The 22321-nt window shown below is 36.9% G+C and carries 21 protein-coding genes and 4 pseudogenes; 23 read left to right on the top strand and 2 right to left on the bottom strand.

All coding sequences use genetic code 11. The features are described 5' to 3' along the window. The first annotated feature begins 17 nt into the window (after window positions 1-17). The 20 genes and pseudogenes from IPH11_13545 (at window position 18) to IPH11_13450 (ending at window position 16608) form a co-directional block, all read left to right on the top strand. Window positions 18-239: a hypothetical protein gene (locus IPH11_13545; GenBank protein ID MBK6914612.1), complete on the top strand. Its 222-nt coding sequence runs from the start codon at window positions 18-20 to the stop codon at window positions 237-239. Then, the gene (locus IPH11_13540; GenBank protein MBK6914611.1) at window positions 196-615 is read left to right on the top strand and encodes a hypothetical protein; all 420 of its coding nucleotides are present in this window, start codon (window positions 196-198) and stop codon (window positions 613-615) included. Before IPH11_13545 ends, IPH11_13540 begins: the two co-directional genes overlap by 44 nt. Before the next feature lie 55 nt (window positions 616-670). Continuing rightward, window positions 671-1330 carry a hypothetical protein gene (locus IPH11_13535; protein MBK6914610.1) on the top strand — a complete coding sequence of 220 codons (660 nt, stop codon included), beginning with the start codon at window positions 671-673 and terminating at the stop codon, window positions 1328-1330. Next, a complete protein-coding gene (locus IPH11_13530; GenBank protein MBK6914609.1) occupies window positions 1251-1751 on the top strand; it encodes a T9SS type A sorting domain-containing protein in 501 nt (166 codons plus the stop codon). The genes IPH11_13535 and IPH11_13530 overlap by 80 nt, the downstream gene beginning before the upstream one ends. Before the next feature lie 365 nt (window positions 1752-2116). After that, on the top strand, window positions 2117-3154 hold the full coding sequence (locus IPH11_13525; protein ID MBK6914608.1) for a hypothetical protein: 1038 nt from the start codon (window positions 2117-2119) through the stop codon (window positions 3152-3154). A gap of 11 nt (window positions 3155-3165) precedes the next feature. After that, window positions 3166-3369 (top strand): hypothetical protein, encoded by a 204-nt coding sequence (locus IPH11_13520; protein ID MBK6914607.1) that lies wholly within the window; start codon window positions 3166-3168, stop codon window positions 3367-3369. Beyond that, window positions 3366-3773: a hypothetical protein gene (locus tag IPH11_13515; GenBank protein ID MBK6914606.1), complete on the top strand. Its 408-nt coding sequence runs from the start codon at window positions 3366-3368 to the stop codon at window positions 3771-3773. The genes IPH11_13520 and IPH11_13515 overlap by 4 nt, the downstream gene beginning before the upstream one ends. 502 nt (window positions 3774-4275) lie before the next feature. Continuing rightward, window positions 4276-4905 (top strand): T9SS type A sorting domain-containing protein, encoded by a 630-nt coding sequence (locus IPH11_13510; GenBank protein ID MBK6914605.1) that lies wholly within the window; start codon window positions 4276-4278, stop codon window positions 4903-4905. Between the two features lie 197 nt (window positions 4906-5102). Beyond that, window positions 5103-5801: pseudogene (locus IPH11_13505) on the top strand (YggS family pyridoxal phosphate-dependent enzyme). Continuing rightward, window positions 5798-6013 (top strand): DivIVA domain-containing protein, encoded by a 216-nt coding sequence (locus IPH11_13500; protein ID MBK6914604.1) that lies wholly within the window; start codon window positions 5798-5800, stop codon window positions 6011-6013. The pseudogene IPH11_13505 and the gene IPH11_13500 overlap by 4 nt, the downstream one beginning before the upstream one ends. A 237-nt stretch (window positions 6014-6250) precedes the next feature. Next, window positions 6251-7073, top strand: a pseudogene (locus IPH11_13495) (purine-nucleoside phosphorylase). Then, complete coding sequence (locus IPH11_13490) at window positions 7073-7684, top strand: hypothetical protein (GenBank protein MBK6914603.1); 612 nt, start codon at window positions 7073-7075, stop codon at window positions 7682-7684. The pseudogene IPH11_13495 and the gene IPH11_13490 overlap by 1 nt, the downstream one beginning before the upstream one ends. A 17-nt stretch (window positions 7685-7701) precedes the next feature. Beyond that, window positions 7702-10852 (top strand): annotated as a pseudogene (locus IPH11_13485) (isoleucine--tRNA ligase). Window positions 10853-10985: 133 nt separating this feature from the next. Then, window positions 10986-11273, top strand: a complete 288-nt coding sequence (locus IPH11_13480) for a hypothetical protein (protein MBK6914602.1) — start codon at window positions 10986-10988, stop codon at window positions 11271-11273. A gap of 28 nt (window positions 11274-11301) precedes the next feature. Next, window positions 11302-11613 (top strand): TraR/DksA family transcriptional regulator, encoded by a 312-nt coding sequence (locus IPH11_13475; protein ID MBK6914601.1) that lies wholly within the window; start codon window positions 11302-11304, stop codon window positions 11611-11613. 145 nt (window positions 11614-11758) lie between these two features. Further along, on the top strand, window positions 11759-12157 hold the full coding sequence (locus tag IPH11_13470) for a signal peptidase II (protein MBK6914600.1): 399 nt from the start codon (window positions 11759-11761) through the stop codon (window positions 12155-12157). Window positions 12158-12246: 89 nt separating this feature from the next. Continuing rightward, entirely contained in the window at window positions 12247-12813 is a 567-nt protein-coding gene (gene lspA, locus IPH11_13465; GenBank protein MBK6914599.1) for a signal peptidase II, read from the top strand. A gap of 232 nt (window positions 12814-13045) precedes the next feature. Continuing rightward, a pseudogene (locus IPH11_13460) lies at window positions 13046-13899 on the top strand (RluA family pseudouridine synthase). A gap of 231 nt (window positions 13900-14130) precedes the next feature. Further along, complete coding sequence (gene tkt, locus IPH11_13455) at window positions 14131-16158, top strand: transketolase (protein MBK6914598.1); 2028 nt, start codon at window positions 14131-14133, stop codon at window positions 16156-16158. Window positions 16159-16173: 15 nt separating this feature from the next. Then, a complete protein-coding gene (locus IPH11_13450) occupies window positions 16174-16608 on the top strand; it encodes a heme-binding domain-containing protein (GenBank protein ID MBK6914597.1) in 435 nt (144 codons plus the stop codon). A 175-nt stretch (window positions 16609-16783) separates the two neighbouring features. Here IPH11_13450 and IPH11_13445 read toward each other — a convergent pair whose 3' ends face one another. Beyond that, entirely contained in the window at window positions 16784-18307 is a 1524-nt protein-coding gene (locus IPH11_13445; protein ID MBK6914596.1) for an aromatic amino acid lyase, read from the bottom strand. Between the two features lie 221 nt (window positions 18308-18528). Here IPH11_13445 and IPH11_13440 point away from each other — a divergent pair, with 221 nt between their 5' ends. Next, window positions 18529-19407 (top strand): hypothetical protein, encoded by an 879-nt coding sequence (locus IPH11_13440; GenBank protein ID MBK6914595.1) that lies wholly within the window; start codon window positions 18529-18531, stop codon window positions 19405-19407. 23 nt (window positions 19408-19430) lie between these two features. Here the strand turns inward: IPH11_13440 and IPH11_13435 are convergent, their stop codons facing one another. Next, window positions 19431-20030 (bottom strand): leucyl/phenylalanyl-tRNA--protein transferase, encoded by a 600-nt coding sequence (locus IPH11_13435; protein ID MBK6914594.1) that lies wholly within the window; start codon window positions 20028-20030, stop codon window positions 19431-19433. Window positions 20031-20230: 200 nt separating this feature from the next. On the opposite strand from IPH11_13435, the gene arcC reads away from it, so the two are divergent. Then, window positions 20231-21181: a carbamate kinase gene (gene arcC, locus IPH11_13430; GenBank protein MBK6914593.1), complete on the top strand. Its 951-nt coding sequence runs from the start codon at window positions 20231-20233 to the stop codon at window positions 21179-21181. Window positions 21182-21233: 52 nt separating this feature from the next. After that, window positions 21234-22166: an ornithine carbamoyltransferase gene (argF, locus tag IPH11_13425; GenBank protein ID MBK6914592.1), complete on the top strand. Its 933-nt coding sequence runs from the start codon at window positions 21234-21236 to the stop codon at window positions 22164-22166. Window positions 22167-22321 lie beyond the last annotated feature (155 nt).

Genomic DNA, 22321 nt, shown 5'->3' with positions numbered 1-22321 from the left:
AAAGTGAGTAAAATAAAATGCAAAAATCAACAAAATATTATTTGTTTTTTTTCTTACTTTCTGTTATATCAATTTACTCCCCAAGCATATTCTTTGGAAGAAAATTTGGTCCAAGCAGTGCAGATGATTTCGGTAGATCTGTAATTGAAACGAGCGATAATAATATTGTGCTATTAGGATACACTGGTTCTTGTTGTGCGAGGTGGGAACGATATCTGGCTTATAAAGACAACACCTGATGGTGATACGCTTTGGACAAAAACCTATGGAGAAAGTGGCGATGATTTTAGTTACCAAGTAAAACAAACGGAAGACAATGGATTCATTATTACAGGTGCTTCCGAGTCATTTGGTTCAAATGGAATGCTTGACGGATGTTTGATCAAGACGGATGAATTTGGAAATAAGGAATGGGTGAAAGTCTATGGAACGATTCACGATGACTTTTTTTTCTCTTTAGAAATAACAGATGACGGAGGTTATATATTAACAGGAGAGAGAGAGCATATCCGGAGGGAGATTCGGACGTATGGATCGTTAAGACAGATTCTAGAAAGTTCAGTGGGAGAAAATTTATGGCAGAATACTGCAGATGATGGGCATATACTATTGTAAAATCTCAAAATGGAGGATATATAGTTGGTGGCCAAAATGGCTGTGTGAAGCGTGGTTGTTAAAGTTAAATGAAATTGGGGACACGCTTTGGACAAAAATATTTGCAGAGTCGCACGAAGTATTCTATAAAGTTTATGAAATAGAGTATAGTAAGCTGATACTAACTGGGACTCGTGTTGTTATAGGAGATAGAAATATCGTTCTTCTTAAAACCGATTCGTTCGGCAATGTAGAATGGGAAAAAACTTATGATTATGCTAATGAACCAGACTATGGTTATTCAGTTCAGCAAACAAGTGATGGCGGGTATATTGTTGCTGGCGGGGCTTCTCCTCCTGATATTGAAAATCGTGGTTGGATTATCAGAACTGATTCTATTGGTGAAATTATTTGGACAAAATTTATTAATAGCTATACAGAATCAGTTTGTTACAGTCTGTTACTCAGTAGTTCGGGCAGCCAAAGGAGATTAAAAATTTCTTGGACATCAACCCCGGTCACGTTTCAGCAAGAAGTAATGCTCTTAAGAATTGCCTCCGACATTGTTCCTGTCGAGTTAATCTCCTTTACAGTCCAAAACTCAGTTTCGCACTGGCAGACAAATAACAGTGGGTTTGAGGTAGAGAGAAAACAAGTTGGCAGTTCTCAGTCTTCAGTCAGCAATCTGGAATGGAATCAAATTGCTTTCATTCCCTGGGTTTGGGACTACTACTGAACCCAAGAGTTATTCTTTTACTGATGAAAATCTTTCTGCTGGAAAATATCAATACAGATTAAAGCAAAATGACTTTGATGGAACATTTGAATACTCAAACACAGTTGAAGTTGAAATAACTTCACCAACAGAATTTTCACTTGAGCAGAACTATCCAAATCCATTTAACCCAACAACAAAAATAAAATATACAATTCCTTCAACTCCCCTCTCCTTTGGAGAGGGGTTGGGGGTGAGGCTTATTGTGTATGACATACTCGGCAACGAAGTCTCAACACTTGTAAACGAACCACAGCAGCCCGGCACTTACGAAGTTGAGTTTAACGTAGGACAGGCTATCAGCCTGTCCAGCGGAGTGTACTACTATCAACTACGGTCAGGCAGTTTTGTTGAAACTAAGAAGATGATTTTACTCCGCTGATTTGATACATAAAGATGACATCCCGATAAGAAGGATGTCATCTTCTATTTTCACGCATTCAGGTTATTGACTTTCTCTTTTTCTATTTGTAATATGCTTCTGGAAATTTTATCAGCGGAGGTAAATAACTTATTTGATATTGTTTAATTAATATTTCAGGAGGTTCTGATGAAAATCATTCTTGTTCGATCGGTTCTATTATTTGCGGCAGTTTATTGTTTTATAGCTGCTAATTATAATAACACTAATTCCAATTTATTGGGAGATAACAACAGCGTACCCCCAATGTTGCTAAGTATGTAACACCTCACGGCACAGGCGATCATTCAGGCAGCGGTTGGAGTAATGCTTACTCCTTTAAAGATATGAAGGGCAAATTAGCTTCAAATACTTCTTACTTTCTTGTGGACTCTGCCTTTCTGGTAGATTCTATTATCGTTAAAGACTTAGTAAATATTTCCTTCATTGGCAAAAGTAAATCCAAAACGATACTTGAAGGTATTTCTTCCGCTGATAGGGAAGATACACTGAGCTGGAGTCTAAAGTGTTTCGATTTAGACAATGTGGACTTTGCAGTTATCAAAGATTTACAGATCAGACGTTTCCGATGGTTTGGAATAAGGGTTGGTTCTTTCTCAAGCAGTTTTCTTGGCTATAATCTTTATGTAGATAGCTGTGGCTGGGCAGCTTGGGGTGTTCCTATTGGACCGCCACTTCAAGAAATTAAATCCCCCGGCGGAGTAAAGCTATTTGGAGATAACGGAACATTCAGGCAATCAACTATAAAAAATAGCGGCTGGGACGGAATGCAGGTGGCAGGTTATGATGTTTTAGTGGACTCAACAACTATTGATTCTGCAGGAGTAGATGAACCTGGGGCAACATATCAGGGAGATGGGATACATATATTTCGCAACCCGGATATTTCTTATAATGTAAATGGACAAACAATACACAAAGCTGGCAGGCTGACAGTCAATGAGTGTTACATAAACACTGCTCATCCTAAAAAATCAGGAATAGAAGCAGGCTACAAAGACCCGCAAACTGAAAAACCATTATTGAGAGCATATAACAGTTACATAGCCGGAGGTAAAGCAATAGATGTTACACAAGATGCGAATCCATTAAACGGAGCATTTTATAGTTACTTTGAGAATTGCCGGTTGGAATCATTCAGAGCCGATCGCCCAACATTTAGAATAGAGAATGCAGATGCAATGCCATTTAGTTGGATAAAGAATAATACTTTTTACAGCCCGGAAGGATATAATCCGTTCATAGGAGAAGATTGCCCGGTTGGAGAGTATGATACAGATAGTACCGCAGTATTATATTTAAATAACACTTGGATCAAAGCAGATACCTTAACTGATTTTTGTGTAAAACATAATGCGGAATAGGAGATGCTAAAATGGAAAAAATAATTTTGACAACGATAATTTTTTGCACCACTTTGACTTTAAGCCTAAGTGCCCAAAATATTTTATGGAAGAAAAACTACGGACTAACAACAGCCGATGATTATGGCCGAGCAGTTATTGAAACAAATGATGGTGGCATAGCTATAGTGGGTTATACAGGCTCTTATGGTGCGGGGGTTTTGATGTCTGGTTGATAAAAACAGATGCAGATGGAAATATACTTTGGACTAAAACTTATGGCGGATCTGGTGATGATTATGCCTACTCAATAAAGCGAACAGATGATGGAGGTTTTATTGTTGGTGGAGCAACAAACTCATTTGGTGTTGGGGGATTGGATTATTACTTAATAAAAACAAACTCACTTGGCGATAGTTTATGGACAAAAACAATAGGTGGCACCAATGATGATATTTGTTGGAGGCTTGAAACGGTAGGAAATGGGTTTGTTTTAGCCGGAGAAAAAAATTCGAATCTATATCTAGTGAAGATTGATTTGGATGGTAATTATATTTGGGAAAAAACTTATGGTGGTAGTGGTGAAGACATTGCTTATTCTATAAAAAAGTTGAAAATGAAAACTTTTAATTGTAGGTAAAACCGGTACTCCGACAGAGCGAGAATGGATATTAAAGGCAAATGGAGTTGGTGATACTCTTTGGACAAAAAAATTCGATGAATCTTACGACTCATTTCGCCAAATTGAAGAAACAGAGGATTCAAAACTAATACTTGCTGGAATGCGTGGCATAACAGGTGAAAGTTGGAACGTTGCTCTGCTAAAAACCGACTCACTCGGCAATGTAGAGTGGGAAAAAACTTATGATTATTCTAATGAACCAGACTATGGTTATGCGGTTCAGCAAACAAGTGATGGCGGGTATATTGTTGCTGGCGGGGCTTCTCCTCCTGATATTGAAAATCGTGGTTGGATTATCAGAACTGATTCTATTGGTGAAATTATTTGGACAAAATTTATTAATAGCTATACAGAATCACTTTATGGTTCTAGTACAGTCTGTTACTCAGTAGTTCAGGCTGCCAACGGAGATTATATAATTGCTGGACATCAAACCCAGGTCACGTTTCAGCAAGAAGTAATGCTCTTAAGAATTGCCTCCGACATTGTTCCTGTCGAGTTAATCTCCTTTACAGCAACAGCACAGCAAAACTCAGTTTCGCTAAACTGGCAGACTGCTACGGAGACAAAAACAGCGGCTTCGAAATGCAGAAGTCAAATGTCAAACGTCAATAGTCAAACAGGATTGGAGGTCATCGGTTTTGTTCCCGGATTTGGGACCACAACCGAACCTAAGGGTTATTCTTTCACTGATGAAAATCTTTTTTCTGGAAAATATCAATACAGATTAAAACAGATTGACTTTGATGGAAGTTTTGAATATTCAAACACAGTTGAGGTTGAAGTAACTTCACCAACAGAATTTTCACTTGAGCAGAACTTCCCGAATCCATTTAATCCAACAACAAAAATAAAATATACAATTCCTTCAACTCCCCTCTCCTTTGGAGAGGGGTTGGGGGTGAGGCTTCTTGTGTATGACATACTTGGCAACGAAGTAGCCACACTCGTAAACGAGCCACAGCAGCCCGGCACGTACGAAGTTGAGTTTAACGCAGGACAGAATATCAGCCTGTCCAGCGGAGTTTACTACTACCAATTAAGGTCAGGTGGTTTCGTTGAAACTAAGAAAATGATAATTCAGAAATAACATCAAATGTCAAAAGTATTCTAAGACATTTCTTTCAAGGCAGCTTTGGTTAGCTGCCTTTTTAATAATTTTCTATTACCTTCCTGTTAAAGCTCAAAGATTTTCAATTTGTAAATGTTTGTTCCTCTGGTTTTTCTAACAAAATTTTCGTTGATTTTCTGTAAATTAAGGTATAGATTCACAACCTTAATTTTGAAATGATTGCTAATAATATTGTTGCACTGCGAAACCGGATTCAGAAAAAGTGTTCAGAATGCGGTCGGAACGTTAATGAAATTAAGCTGATTGCAGTCTCAAAGTATTTTGGAATTGATGCAATCAATCAGGCAATTGATGCAGGTATTTCAGACTTTGGCGAAAATAAAGCGCAGGAATTAAATCTGAAATTTGAAAAATCGGCAGCAAAGTCACCTGGCATTTTATCGGCAATCTTCAGATGAATAAAGTAAAATATGCTGTGAATTGTGCAGAGATTATCCACTCAGTTGATTCATTTGAACTTGCAGAAGAGATAGCAAAAAAAGCTGAAGTAATAGGAAAAGTTCAGAAAATTTTGGTGCAGGTTAAAACATCTGGTGAAGAAACCAAGTCAGGTGCCGAGAGTGAAGATGAAGTTAGAAATATTTTAAAATTTTGTAAGTTGAGTAAAAATATAAATACATTAGGCTTGATGACAATGGCGCCTTTAACCGAGAATGAAATTCTAATCAGAAAAGTTTTAGAGATTTAAAAATTTATTAATAAAATTTAATTCTGAAGGTTATCAATTACGCGAACTCTCAATGGGAATGACAAGTGATTTTGAAATTGCAATTGAAGAAGGTTCAACTATGCTGCGAATTGGTTCAGCAATTTTTGGTGAAAGAGATTATTCAAAAAAATGGAATGAGTTATGAAGTTTTCTCCGCTTAGTATAAAACAGCAAGAGTTCAGTAAGTCAATGCGCGGCTACGAAACTGAAGAGGTTCAAGCATTCCTCGAAAAACTCGCTGATGAATTTGACAACCTTTACAAAGAAAACGAAAAACTAAAACGAGAATTAGATGAGTTGAATATTAAAGTTAATGACTATAAGCGAATAGAAAAAATCTTCAGGATACTTTATTAAAAGCGCAGGAAGAGAAAGCCCGCGAGCAAGCAAATGAAATACGTGATGCAGTTATTAGACTTCGCGACGAAAAAGATTTTCTAATTGCAAGACTTAAGTCTATCGTAAACACTCAATCGAATCTTCTCGAAACAAAAGTTGCTTATGCCGGTGAAGAAAATCCTGCACCTCGAAAAACTGATGAATCAAAAGATCTCGATCTAAACATTGATGATATAGTTAATAAAATTTTATAATATGAGCGAATTAAAAAATAAAATAGAACAAACCTTAGCTGTAATTAAAAAACATACTTCAGATAATTTCCCTGTTGGAATTGTTCTCCGGAACAGGGCTTGGCGGTTTAGTCAGTGAAATAAAAATTGATATCGAAATTGATTATTCCGATCTGCCGCACTTTCCAATTTCAACTGTTGAATCTCACAAAGGAAGATTAATTTTTGGCACAATTGGAAATAAGAAGGTGGTGGCAATGCAAGGCAGGTTTCATTATTACGAAGGCTACACGATGCAGCAAATAACTTATCCAATTCGCGTAATGAAATTTCTCGGTGTGCAAACACTGCTTGTATCAAACGCCTGCGGTGGAATGAATCCGCAATTTTGCAAAGGTGATGTTATGCTGATGACCGATCACATAAATCTACTCGGCGATAATCCATTGATTGGACCGAATGAAAATGAACTCGGACCGCGCTTCCCCGATATGAGCGAACCTTATTCGCAAGAGCTGATAAACCTTGCCGAACAAATTGCACTTGAAAATAAATTGAAAATCCAAAAAGGTGTTTACGTTGCTGTACCCGGTCCTAATCTCGAAACAAAAGCAGAGTACAGATTTCTCCGTGCAACCGGTGCTGACGTGGTGGGAATGTCCACCATCCCTGAAAATATTGTGGCTAACCAAATGGGAATGAAGGTGCTTGGAATCAGCATTATTACTGATGAATGCTTCCCTGATTCACTCAAACCCGTAAACGTTCAGGAAATAATCGAAACAGCAATGGCAGCAGAACCAAAAATGACTTTAATAATGAAAGAAGTAATCAGGAGACTTTAATGGAAATGAAGAAATTATCCCACTATGCCGCTCCGGTTTTACTTGCAATTTTTATTTTCTCATCTGATTTTCTTCAAACGGATTTATTCAAGTTTGGTGAAAATGATTTTGCCGTTTGGTTTGTTATGTCTATGCTGTGCTTCGCAAGCGGGTGGTATATCAATAAATCACTTGGCTGGAATTTCGGCGGCAAAGTAGTTTTCGCAACAATTATTGCAGTCACAATAATTTCAATTTTTACAATTTCATTTTTTAATGAATATTTTGGAGCAAGCGAATTACTTTCCGAAAACCTTATTTTATTCAGCTTGAGAAATATTTTGCTTGGCTCAATGGCATTTTTCGGAATGGCGATTGAAGAAATTCTTACATCCAAACGCGACTCCGATCTAACGAATGAAAAAATCCGTGTTTATGAAAGCATCCTGCAGGAATCAAAAAAACAATCCGACCTTGAATTAAAAACAGCTCAGCTCAAAGCAAAAGAAATAATTTTTGAAGCAGAATCACAGGCAAAAAACATTATCCTGCGAAAAGAAAGAATCGAAAGAGAGTTGAAAGAATTTATTCAAACAGAAAAAGAATTAATTAAAAAATACGAACAACAGTAATTGATAAATCATAAAAAATGTTTAAACAAAATTTAGAAAAAATAAATTACCCCGAAATTGAACAACAAATATTAGAATTCTGGAAAGCAAATAGAACTTTTGAGAAAAGCATTTCCTCAAGAGATAAATCCAAATCATTCACCTTTTATGAAGGACCGCCAACAGCAAACGGCAAGCCTGGCATTCATCATCTTAATGGCGCGTACGCTTAAAGATTTGATCTGCCGCTACAAAACACTGAAGGGCTACCGTGTAGAGCGTAAAGCCGGATGGGATACTCATGGTTTGCCGGTCGAAATTGAAGTCGAAAAAAGTCTCGGTATCAAACACAAAAGCGAAGTGATTGAATACGGCGTTGACAAATACAATCAAGCCTGCCGCAATTCTGTTTTCACTTATCTCGATCTTTGGGAAAAGATGACAGATAGGATGGGCTACTGGATTGATCTTGATTCTGCCTACATCACACTTACAAACAACTATATCGAATCGGTTTGGTGGGCGCTAAAAACTTTATTCGATAAAGGACTTATTTATAAAGATTATAAAATTGTTCCTCAGGACCCCAAATCAGAAACTGTTTTGTCATCGCACGAACTTGCGCTCGGCTATCGCGAAACAAAAGATCCATCCGTTTATGTTTTATTCAAATTTGAACAGAAAGATGAATTCATTTTAGTATGGACAACAACACCGTGGACTTTGATTTCCAATGTTGCACTTGCTGTCGGTGCCGATATTGATTATGTAAAAGTAAATCATAAAGACAAAAAAATCATTCTCGCAAAAGAAAGATTGTCAGTCCTTGATAGTGAATATGAAATTATAGATGAGTTTAAGGGATCAACTCTTGAGGGATTTTTTTACGAACAGTTGTTTGACTACGTTAAAGCAGATAAGAAAGCTTTTTACGTTGTTTGTGGAAATTTTGTAAGCACTGAAGACGGCTCCGGAGTGGTTCATATTGCCCCGGCCTTTGGCGCAGACGATTATGAAGTCTCTAAAAAATATGATCTGCCGATGATGCAGCCGGTTACGCGCGGTGGATTATTTACAGCCGAAGTTACGGACTTTGCCGGGCAATTCGTAAAGATGCAGATGCCGGAATTATTCAAAAATTAAGACATGACGGTAAGCTTTACAAAAAGGAAACCATCACTCATACTTATCCTTTTAGCTGGCGGCACGAAAATGTTCCGGTAATTTATTATGCACGCGAGTCATGGTTTATCAAAACAACTTCGATTGCAGGCAGGATGGTGGAACTAAACAAAACGATTAATTGGCAGCCGCCCGAAGTTGGCGCAGGAAGGTTTGGCAACTGGCTCGAAGAAAATAAAGACTTGGCACTTTCGCGCGATAGATTTTGGGCTACCCCCCTTCCAATCTGGGTTAGTGAAGACGGCGATATGATTGCAGTAGGAAGTATCGAGGAATTGAAAACAGGTTTTTATGAAGATAACGGAGTTCGAACACCCGTTTCGAACTAAAAGAAATTGATCTTCACAAACCATTTGTTGATCGAATAATTTTTGAAATAAACGGAAAAGTTTATAAACGCACACCTGAATTAATTGATGTTTGGTTTGATTCGGGCGCAATGCCTTTGCTCAATATCATTACCCTTTTGAGAATAAAGAACTATTTGAAAAAACTTTTTCCCTTCAGATTTTATTTGCGAAGGGATTGACCAGACACGCGGGTGGTTCTACACTCTTCATGCTATCGCAACAATGCTTTTTGATAGTGTCGCATTTAAAAATGTAATTGTGAACGAATTGATACTTGACAAAAACGGCTTGAAAATGTCAAAGTCGAAAGGCAATACAGTTGATCCTTTTATTTTATTTGATAAATATGGCGCCGACGCTACACGCTGGTATCTCGTAACAAACAGCCCGCCCTGGCGTCCGACTTTATTTGATGAAGAAGGATTGGTCGAAGTACAACGTAAATTTTTCGGAACATTGACCAATACTTATTCATTCTTAGTGCTCTATGCGAATATTGACAAGTTCGAGTTTTCATCACCTGCAATTGCTTATGAACAGCGACCCGAAATAGATAGATGGATTATTTCAAAATTAAATTCGTTAGTAACAGAATATGAAAACCTGATGGATAATTATGATGTTACCAAGGCAGCTCGTGCTGTTTCAAATTTCACAATTGATCAGCTTTCAAATTGGTACGTAAGAAGATGCAGAAGAAGATTCTGGAAATCTGAAATGAATGAGAATAAAATTTCCGCTTACCAGACTTTGTATGAATGCTTAATAACCGTTTCGAAACTTACTTCCCCCTTCGCTCCTTCATCTCTGAAGAAATCTATCAGAATCTTAACTCGATAACAAAACTGGAAAAATTTGATTCGGTGCACTTATCAGAATTTCCAGCAGTAACCTATTCTGAAAAATCTCTTGAAGATAAAATGGAAGTTGCTCAGCAAGTTGTTTCAATTGCCCGCGCTATGAGAGCAAAAAATAATTTAAAAGGTTCGCCAGCCTTTGAGCAAAATGATGGTGGTAGTTGAAAGCAGCAAAAGAGATGCCCTTTCTAAAATGAAAGATGTTATTCTTGAAGAAGTTAACATCAAAGAACTTATCGTTCTTCAAAATGATTCTGAAATAGTTAGTAAAACTGCAAAGGCTAATTTCAAATCTATTGGACCCAAATTTGGTAAAATGGTAAAATCTGTTGCTGCGGCTATAACCGAATTAGATGGAAATCAAATAAAAATTCTTGAAGAAGGTAAAAGTATTTTTCTTAATATTGCAGATTCAAAAATTGAAATTTCGCAAAGTGATGTTGAAATTATCAGCAGTGAGATCAAAGGTTGGGTTGTAGAAAGTGAAGTCGGGGTCACTGTTGCAATAGATGCGGAACTTAATGATGAACTAATTTCTGAAGGTCTCGCACGAGAATTTGTTAATAGAATTCAGAATATGAGAAAAGATGCAGGATTTGAAGTAATTGATAAAATAAAAATTTATTATAAAGCTTCGGACGAAATTTTTCATCGCAGTTTCAATTCACAAAGATTATATTGCAAGTGAAACTTTAGCAATTCAAATTTTGCAAAGTGAAATTTCAGACGGTGGATTTAATCAAGAATGGAAAATAGGCGAACAAGACTGTTTAATTAAAATTGAAAAAGCAAATTCCTAAATAAAGGAGACCATATAATGGCTAAAAAAACACTCACTAAAAAAGCACCAGCTAAAAAAACGACAGTTAAGAAAGCTTCGATTAAAAAAAAAAAAAAACTCCGAAGAAGATAACTAAGGTTGTAAAAAAGATTATGCCTAAAACTGTAACTAAGAAAAAAGTAGTCAAAGAAATTGTAAAGAAAAAAACATCTCCAGTAGTTAAAACTGCTCCACCGAGCAAGACAAAAAAACCAGTTAAAACACCTAAACAGAAAGTCACAAAAAAAATTGTAATGAAAGAACCGAAGCAAACTAAAGTTGTTAAAAAAATAGAACCAATAGAAGTCCCCAAGACTAAGCCAATCACAAAAATAAAGGTTACAGCAAAGAAGATCTTGCCCATTTTAGAAAGATTATTCTTGAAAAGCGGGATGAAATAATTGAACAACTTCAAAATTTAAAGAGCAAATGCTCGATCCAACAACAGGCGAATACATTAACGAAAATTCTCCTTACTCACTTCACATGGCTGAACAGGGTACAGACGCTATGGAACGAGAAAAAACTTTTCTCTATGCTCAGCGCGAAAATAAATTTCTTGGTTATCTCGACGATGCTCTGAAAAGAATAGATGCCGGAACTTACGGAATTTGCCTCGAGTGTATTGAAGAACCTCAGCATTTGTGTGATACCTGCCCCCTTGTTCCAAAAGCAAGGCTTGAAGCTGTACCGCATAGTCAGCTCTGCTTACCAATAAAACAAAAACAGGAGAAAAAATAAAAAGTCTATCATTATTTTTCAGAAAATTTTAAGCACACAATTTGAAACTATTACTAATTTCTTTCGGGATAGTTCTCGCCGATCAGATTTCGAAGCTATATGTAAAGGGATTCAATATTCCTTTCTTGAATTTTCTAATAGCGGCTTGCCTTACGGAAGAAAAACTCCGCTGATAGATCATGTTTTACATTTGACTTTTGTTGAAAATCCAGGCATCGCATTTGGCATAGACTTCGGTGGAGAATTTAAACTGCTTATTTCCATTCTTACAATCATCGCATCGTTTAGTCTGCTGATTTATTTCTTCTTTGTAAGTAAAGAAAACATCGGGCAGCGTTTATCGCTTGCTTTAATTATTGGCGGTGCATTCGGCAACCTGATTGATAGAGTTTTTATGGAGTATTCTATGGTTACGCTCCTTTACTTCAAGGCAAGGTGGTGGATTTCTTTGATGTCAGTTTTTTCAGATTCTATTTTTTCAACAAAACGATGGGCAATTATATTTTTAATGTTGCAGATGTTGCTGTTACACTTGGGGTTTTAATGCTTATTTTTTCTTATCACCGCAAACAAAAACCATCTTCATCAGAACTTGAAACTGAAGATAAAATTTTAGCAGAGCCGGGTGAATAATTGAGAGTTCTTTTCATTTCACTCATTGTAATCGTTTTAGACCAGGTTTCTAAAGTTTATGTGAAGGGCATTTCATTCCCGATAATTAATTTTAAGATTGAAGGTATGTATCCCGGCGAAATTATTCCGGTGATTGGTGAATTTTTCAGGATTACCTTCATTGAAAACCCCGGGCTTGCATTTGGCTTTGATCCCGGTATAGATTTTAAATTAGCAATTTCGGTCTTCTCAGTTATAGCAAGCATTGGACTGCTTTTTTATCTCTTTAAAATAAAAAATCAAAAATTCCCATTACGTCTTTCAATTGCCTTTATACTTGGTGGTGCAATCGGCAATCTAATTGATAGAGTATTCTATGGAGTATTTTACGGCTACGCCCCTCTATTTTATGGAAAGGTAGTTGATTTTTTTGATGTGGATTTTTTTGATTTCTCAATTCTTGGGAAGCATTACGATAGATGGCCTATCTTTAACATAGCAGATGCTTCAGTTACGATTGGTGTTTTAATACTTCTGCTCTTTTATAACTTTCATAAAAAGAAGAAACAATTGAATCAGTTAGTGTAAACGAAACAGGCTCCTTATTAAATGATGATAAAAACACTGTTGAAGAAATAATCGGTAATGAAGAAAATAATTCTTCCGAAAAGTCTTTTACCAAAAGCAGAGAAGATGAGCAAGATAATAAGTCAAAAGACATACAAGTTTGAACTTCCCCGCAGGAAAGACGAAAGAACGCCGCGATATTTTTCTTACCAACTCAATCGAAAATGCAACCCGTTCCAGAGTACAAAAACTAATTGATACAAAGTTTGTTTGGGTAAACCGGCGATACGTAAAATCAAATTACTTAGTTAAAGCCGGCGATATTGTTGAAGCAATCATTCCCATCTCCCCCCGCCCCGAAAAAGCTGAGCCTGAAAATATTCCACTTGATATTGTTTACGAAGATGATTTCCTGATTGTCGTTAATAAACCGGCAGGAATGGTTGCACATCCGGCTTATTCCAATTATACAGGAACACTTGTAAATGCTTTGCTTCACCACACAAGCCAATTGAGTGAAACAAGAGAGCCGATTCGACCGGGCATTGTTCACAGGATTGACAAGGATACAAGCGGCTTGCTTGTCGTTGCTAAAGACGATGTTACTCATCAGAAACTTGCATTGCAATTTTTAAGCATACGGCTGAAAGAGAATATCACGCTATTTGCTGGGGAAAGATGGACGAACCCGAAGGTGTTTTTGATACGCTGATAACCCGAAGTAAACAGGATAGAAAAAAATTTGCAGTAAGCCGTATCGAAGGCAAACAAGCAATTACGCTTTATTACGTAATTGAGGAATTCGAATTTGCCTCTTATCTAAAACTACGATTAAGAACAGGAAGAACTCATCAAATACGAGTTCATCTATCAGCTTCAAATCATCCGATATTTGGTGATGCTACTTACGGCGGTGATAAAATTCATTTTGGTGCTGATCAGCCAAAAATGAAAAGCAGAATACAAAACCTACTTGAGGTCATGCCGAGACAGGCATTGCACGCAAAGACACTTGGATTTATTCATCCCCACACAAATGAGTTTATGAAATTCGATTCCGAATTGCCGGATGATATGAAAGAACTGCTTGAAAATTTAAAAATTTAACCTGCCTGTGAATATATGTCTGTAGCTATCTCGTTGTGATTATTGGTTATTGTCCACAAACTATAAGTAACTAAGAGTACACAGACAGGATTGTCTGTGCTACTTGTCCCTTCTTTGACAAATTCTCTCACTACTTTGCTTTAAGTTAAACCAAAATAATCGTGAAGTTTTTAATATATTTGAAATAAAAATTATCATGTCTAATTCATCTATATTCTCTGGAAATACTAAATGACGAATCATAAAAAAGATATTGAACAATTAACCATAAACACAATCAGATTTTTAGCCATAGAAGGAGTGCAAAAAGCAAACTCAGGTCATCCGGGAATGCCGATGGGCTGCGCACCGATTGCTTATTTGCTATACTCAAAAATAATGAGGCACAACCCGGCAAACCCGAAATGGTTAAACCGCGACAGGTTTATTCTTTCCGCCGGGCACGGAAGCATGCTGCTTTATTCGATACTTCACTTATCCGGTTATGGTGTTTCGTTAGATGAGTTAAAAAATTTCCGGCAATGGGGAAGCATCACACCGGGACATCCGGAATTTGGATTAACACCCGGAGTTGAAACAACTACCGGTCCGCTCGGGCAGGGGTTTTCTAACGCTGTGGGAATGGCAATAGCTGAAGCCTACCTTGCATCGTTATTTAATCAAGATGATATAAAGTTGATTGATCATTTTATTTATGGAATTTGCAGCGACGGTGAATTGATGGAGGGAATCTCTCACGAAAGTGCTTCGCTTGCAGGTCATCTTAAACTTGGCAAATTAATTTTCTTTTACGATGATAATAAAATTACAATTGATGGATCAACGTCTCTTGCTTTCTCTGAAGATATTCAAAAAAGATTTGATGCTTACGGCTGGCATGTTCAAACTGTGAAAGATGTAAATGATGTTGCGAGTCTTGAAGCCGCAGTGACGAATGCACAAAATGTTTTTGACAAACCCTCCCTCATAATTACAAAAACACACATTGGGTTCGGCAGTCCGAATAAGCAAGATTCATCCGACGCTCACGGCTCACCGCTCGGAGAGGCAGAGATAAAACTTACAAAGCAAAATTTGGGCTGGCAGGAAGAAACACCTTTCTTTATTCCCGATGAAGTAAAAGAATTTTTTAAGCAAGTACAAGTGAATGGAAAATCAGAAGAAGAAGAATGGAATAGAAAATTTTTAGATTATCAAAAAAAATATACTGAAGAGGCAAAATTATTTTCTGCAGTAATGCATGGAGAATCTGGCAATGAATGGAAATTAAAATTACCGGTGTTTGCAGATGATGGGAAGAAGATGGCAACGCGTGCAGCATCGGGAAAAGTTCTTAATTCAATAGCTTCCTCCCTTCCCACTCTGATTGGCGGATCTGCTGATCTTGCACCATCAAATAATACTTTCTTAAAAGATTATAAAAATTTTTCATCTGAGAATTACTCCGGCAGAAATTTTCACTTCGGAATTCGCGAACATGGAATGGCGGGGGTAATGAATGGAATGGCGATTTACGGCGGAGTGATTCCATACGGCGCAACTTTTTTAGTTTTTTCAGATTATCTGCGCCCTTCCATACGGCTTGCATCGCTTTCAAAAATAAAACCGATTTATGTTTTTACTCACGACAGTATCGGGCTTGGCGAAGATGGACCAACTCATCAGCCTGTCGAACATCTTGCTTCTTTGCGTGCAATCCCCGGACTGATTGTAATCAGACCTGCAGACGCAAACGAAACTTCCGTCGCATGGTTAGCGGCTATCGAACATAAAGAAAGTCCCGTGGCATTGATACTAACGAGGCAGGGGTTACCAATTCTCGATCAGAAAAAATATTCTTCAGCCGAAAATCTCTTAAAGGGGGCGTATATTTTAAAAGACTCAAAATCAAAACCGGATTTGATCTTAATGGCTTCCGGTTCTGAAGTTTCATTAGCATTAAAAGCTTCTGAAGCACTTGAAGCTGTTGGAAGAAATGTAACAGTAGTTAGCTTTCCTAGCTGGGAATTATTTGAGAAACAAAACGATGAATATAAAAACACTGTGCTACCTCCAAACATTAAAAAGAGAATCTCTATTGAGGCGGGTGTTAGCCAGGGATGGCAAAAGTATGTTGGAGACGAAGGCATATCAATTAGTATGGAATCATTTGGCGCTTCTGCTCCTATAGAAATTTTATTTGAAAAATTTGGCTTTACTATTGAAAATATTTTAGAACAAGCTAATAAAATTTTAAGTGCGAAAAATATATCTTCATAAATCAAAGGAACAAAAATGAAAAAGATATTTTTATTGCTGATAATCGTGTTTGTAGGTATTCAATTTATTCCTGTAGAAAAAACTAACCCTCCAGTAGAAGCAGAAATAAGAGCTCCTAAACTGGTGTCAGAAGTATTTAAAAAATCGTGCTACGATTGTCATTCGAATGAAACGAATTGGTTATGGTATTCCGATATTGCGCCTGTTTCCTGGTTAATCATTAAAGATGTAAACGAAGGTAGAGAACATTTAAATTTTTCCAATTGGGGTAAGATGTCACCCGGCGATGTTGATAAAACCAGACGAGAAATCTGGGAAGAAGTAGAAAGTGGTGAAATGCCTCTTGGTACTTATACACTAATTCATCCCGAAATAAAATTATCGAACCAGGATTTATCTATCATCAGGGAGTGGGCGGGAGCAACGACCAAGAAATTTAGATCAAATTAAATAATTATAGCAAATAATTCAGCAAGAGCTTGAATTTTTTGTCTGTGATGAAATCATTGCCGTTAAGTTACTACCAAAGACAAATAAACTAAAGCTTTGAACTAAAGATCCGAAACTGAGTTGGATGTAGTGAAAGGCTTGCTGAAGCGGCCTAACTCTTAATCAGAATCAAATTTTATTCTAAACTTCCAACTTCTTTTTCAACTGCTTCAAGAATTTCGCAGGACTTAACAAGTGCTTTCATTTTGTTGTGATCGTTATAAAGCGGTCTATCAACATCAAGATGACTTACATGCCGGCGAATTACTTCCTTAGCTTTTGCTACACCCTTGCCTGTTTGGAAATCACGAAAATCTAAAGCCTGTGCCGCCGCCATAAATTCTATCCCTAAAACTCCGTAAGCGTTATCAATTATTTGAGAATTTTTTATTGCAGTGTTCATTCCCATCGAAACAAAATCTTCCTGATCTGCTGCTGCAGGAATAGATTGAATCGAAGCAGGAGCAGAAAGAATTTTCTGCTCAACTATTAATGAGTCGGCAGTGTACTGACTTAACATCAGCCCTGAAAACATTCCCGCTCCCTTTGTAAGGAAGGGAGGCAGTCCAATACTAAGAGCAGGATTTAAAAGTCTGTTTAATCTTCTTTCAGAAAGAACACTAACCATTGTAACCGCTGTTCCCGCAATATCCATTGGAAGCGAAACGGGTGTTCCCTGAAAATTGGCACCGGTTAAGGTTAAATTTTCGTCCGGAAGAAAAATTGGATTATCACCCACGCCGTTTAATTCAGTTTCGATTTGCTCTTTCGCATAACGAACGACATCATGAGCAGCACCGATAACTTGCGGTGTTGAGCGCATTGAGTAAGCATCCTGAACTTTTATTTTCAACTTACCGCTAAGCAAATCACTTCCCTGGATACATTTTTTTATTGATGCTGCACTTCTTATCGCACCTTTAAAACCGCGAAGCTCATGAAGTCGTTTGTCATAAGGCTTCATATTAGCATACAAAGCTTCGAGAGACATCGCAGCCGCAATTTCTGCCTGCTTTAACCATCTGTTAATATCATAAAGATGGATTGCACTCATAGCAGTTAGTAAGTTAGCGCCGTTAATTGTTGCAAGTCCGTCTCGTGCCATTAATCCGGGAATTTTAATTCCTGCTTTTTCAAATGCAACTTTACCGGGAAGTCTTTCACCCTTGTAAAACGCTTCACCTTCCCCCATCATTAAAAGTGCAATCTGCGACATGGGTGCCAAGTCGCCGCAGGCACCAACAGAACCTTTTTGGCAAACTACCGGAGTGACTTCATTGTTTAACATATCAACAAGGGTAAGGGTAATTTCAGGTCTGCAGCCTGAATTTCCATGTGCGTGCACGTTAATTCTTCCTGTCATTGCGCCGCGCACATATTCAATAGCAACCGGTTCGCCGATTCCAGCCGAATGATTATAAATTAAATATTTATGAAATTCTTTTACTTGCTCATCATTTAAGACCACTTCAGAAAATTCCCCGATGCCGGTGTTAACACCGTACATTGTTTCGTGGGCTTCAATTTTTTTTTCGAGCATTGCTCTGCATTTCTTGATTCGCTCTAATGCAGATTTATCCAACTCAACTTTTTCTCCATGACGCGCTACCTTAACTAACTTTTCAACTGTTAATCCTGATCCATTAAGTACTATCGACATAAATTCTCCGTAATCTTTTTAAATTCTTTTAGTAAAATTAAGAATTCACAGCAACAAAATTGAATTAAATCACTTTTGAATTTCAATGATTTAGTTTTCTGCGTATAAAAATTATTTTCCATCTATCTTTCATAAAAACCGCTTAACCAAATATTCCGGATATAATAAAACTATCTGTTTCAAGCGGCGTCTTAACTGTTAAAAACAAAAGGAGTTCTAAAATGGAAAAAATATTTACTAATAGCCTGCAAATGAATATGACCGCTTTAATATTCGTTAGTATGTGCTTTGTTTTTTCAGCTTGTTCTGCTTCTGATGAAAGTCTTTCTTCATCAACTGAAGATAATGTTGAGAAAATCACTATTCAAAATGATGAGGGTGAAACGGTAATTAAAATGCAGGGCGATAAAGTTTTATCAGTCAAAAAGAATGGTAAGGAACTTTCGGAAGACGAAAAAAATATTTATCTCCAGGAATTACAAAGCAAGCCCGGTTTCTTTACCTGGTATGATGTTCATCCCAAATTTGATTTTGATAAGTTTAAAATTAATATGAAACATTTTTCAGATGATTCGCTGGCAAAAAATTTTCATTTTAATTTTAACAACAAAGAATTTCAAGCAGGGATGGAAAAACTAAAGGAGAAAATAAAGGATATGAATTTTCCTGACTTCAAATTCAATTTTAATGATGAAGAATTTCAGATTCAAATGGAAGAGCTTGATAGTAATCTTCAAAATATTAAGATCGAAATCCCTGAAATAAATATTGATTTTGATGAAGATAATTTAGAAACACTCATGTCCGAGCTGGCGGAAAATCTTGACGATGAAATGGATAAGCTTGACTTTGATATGAAGGAATTGAATTTAGAACTAAAAAAACTGAATGATTTTATTGGTGAAGTGAAAAGCGAGATGATCAAGGATGGAATATTGAAAAATGCAGATGAGGAGATTACTATTGACTTCGATTCCAATGAGCTTAAACTAAACGGAAAAGTCATTCCAGATAATCTAAAAGAAAAATATAAAGCAATGTTTGAAAAGCATTTTGGCAAAGAGTTAAATGGCGACTGTAATTTTTATTTCACTGAATAGAATAAATATGAGCTCAGCAATTTTCAGAATTCGCAGGCAAGCGAGTAGGATTCAATCAATAACTGACTGTATTCTTCAAAAGTAATTTCAACTGCACCAAACATTGCCAGATGTTCGGTCATGTACTGAACATCGAGAAGCAAATAACCTCTCTCATTCAGATGCTGGATGAGGGCTGTCAGTGCTGCTTTTGAAGCCTGCGAAACTCTGGAGAACATTGATTCGCCGAAAAAAGCTCCGCGGAAAGTTACACCGTACAAACCTCCGACAAGCTTTCCATCTTTCCATGTTTCAACTGTGTGAATATAACCCCGCCTATGAAGACGCAAATACGCATCAATCAATTTGTTGGATATCCACGTAGAGGGTCTATCAGCGCAGCCGAGAACGACAGATTTGAAATCCGTATCAAACTTAATTTCAAAATTAAATTTTGCAATTTCTTTTTTGGCTGACCTTGGAATATTGAAATTGTTAAGCGGAATTATCGTTCTTTCTTCCGGCAGATACCAATTTATTGCGGTTGTTTTTTCATCAGCCATCGGAAATGCACCACTTGCATAAAGCCTGATCATATTATCGGGTTTTAAAAATTCTTCAGAGTCTATTTTCTTTTTTTCCATAGGTTAAATAAATTTTTTTTGAAGCTGATGCTTCTTAATTTTCAATCATAAAATAAGAATGATTTAAAATTAAATAATCGGCCTCTCAAAAAATACAAAAGAATCATTTCGATAGATAAGCTGGTTTGATCAGTTTCAATCGTTATTAAAGATATTGGTAATAAAAAATCCTTCTTAAAAACTCACTCGAAAAAAACTTTATGAAAAAATTAGCCGTAGTTGCATTTGGCGGAAATGCTCTTTTAAGAGGCAATGAAATTGGAACAATTCAGCAGCAGGAAAAAAACACTTATGACTCGTGCGTCAATCTTGTTAACCTGTTGAAAGAAGATTTTAATCTCGTCATCACACACGGTAACGGACCGCAGGTTGGAAACATAATGCTTCGCAACGAAGCTGGATTTAATACCTATAAAATTCCTAAAATGCCTTTAGATATTTGTGTGGCTGATTCACAAGGCGGAATAGGGTATATGATTGAACGACAAATGAAAAATGTCCTCACTCATTTTAAAATTAAAAGAAACGTTGTTACAATTGTTACACAAGTAGTGGTTGATATTAAAGATTCCGCTTTCCAAAATCCAACAAAACCTGTTGGGGCATTTTATTTGAAAGAAGAAGCTGAACTTTTAACAAAAAATAATCCCTCTTTTGTTTTTAAAGAAGATCCGCGCAAACGTGGGTGGAGGCGTGTTGTCCCTTCACCAAAACCGCTTGATATTATGAATAAAAAGATAATAAAAGAATTAGCTTCCAAAGGAAATATTGTAATTGCTGCTGGCGGAGGCGGAGTTCCCGTTTACGTAGATCAAGATAAAAACCTGCTTGGTATTGAAGCCGTGATTGATAAAGACTCTGCTTCAGCGCTGCTTGCCAACGAGATTAAAGCCGATGAGTTTTTTATTCTCACCGATGTGCCTAAAGTTTGTATCAATTTTAATAAACCTAATCAACAAGCCCTCGATGTTATTAGTGTTGAACAGGCTGAGGAATATTATAAGCATGGCGAATTTGCTGCGGGAAGTATGGGACCCAAAATCCTTGCTTCAGTCAGCTTTGTGAAAAATGGGGGCAGGGAAGCTGTCATTACGGAAGCATCTCAACTTGCTCAAAAAAATTCAGGGACAAGAATTATAGGACAATTATAATTAAATGATTAACTAAAATTTATTTTATTCTAAAAACTATAAGGAGAAAAACATGGCTGTTAATATGAAAGGTAAAGATTTAATTTCGATTGCTGATCTTACTCTCGAAGAAATCTATGAGATATTTGATGTGGCAAAAACATTAAAACAAAAATTGTTTACCGGCGAATTGCACAAACTGCTCGATGGTAAAACTCTTGGTATGATATTCACAAAAAGATCAACACGAACCAGAGTATCTTTTGAAACTGGAATTTATCAGCTTGGCGGAATCGGAATGTATTTTGGTCCAAACGATTTGCAGCTTGGAACAAGTGAAAGCATTTCCGACAGTGCAAAAGTTTTATCTAGGTATCTCAGTGGAATTATGATACGAACTTTCGCACATTCAGATGTTACCGAACTTGCAAAGTATGCCTCAATTCCTGTCATAAACGGACTTACAGATTTGCTGCACCCCTGCCAGGTGCTGACAGATATTTTCACCATTTTCGAAAAGAAAAGAAAACTTGAAGGATTAAAACTTGCTTATATTGGTGACGGGAACAACATGGCTCACAGCCTTTTAAACGGCTGTTCAAAAGTTGGAATGAACATTTCAATTGCATCACCCTCAGGATACAAACCGGATAAAGATATTGTTGAGAATGCCAGGATATTTGCAAAATACATGGGTTCAAAAGTCGAGATACTTGAAGACCCGGTTCAGGCTGTTAAAAATGCTGACGTTGTTTACACAGATGTTTGGGCAAGCATGGGGCAGGAATCTGAAGCCGCAGATAGAAAAAAGAAATTTGCAAAATTTCAAGTCAATCCAAAGCTTGTAAAAAATGCAAAAGATGATTATCTGTTTATGCACTGCCTGCCTGCACATCGCGGAGATGAGGTAGTGGACGAAGTAGCTGATTCTAAAAACTCAGTAATATTTGATGAGGCAGAAAACCGCCTCCACGTACAGAAAGCAATTATGGCTCTGGTGATGTAGAAAATAAATTCTTAAATATAATTGAACTAATAACCCTCAGTGCTGAATAAAGTCTGGGGGTTTTTATTTTTGAATATATTGTTTCTCTTCTGAGTTTTATGAATGAACTAAAACTCAATTTTCTTTTCCAATTTAATTCCGGTCTTTATGACAGG

The sequence above is a fragment of the Ignavibacteriales bacterium genome (genome assembly GCA_016709155.1).
Classification (GTDB): Bacteria; Bacteroidota; Ignavibacteria; order Ignavibacteriales; family Ignavibacteriaceae; genus JADJEI01.
Note: the sequence above shows the minus strand (reverse complement) of the source record. Positions and strands in the feature narration are given on the sequence as shown.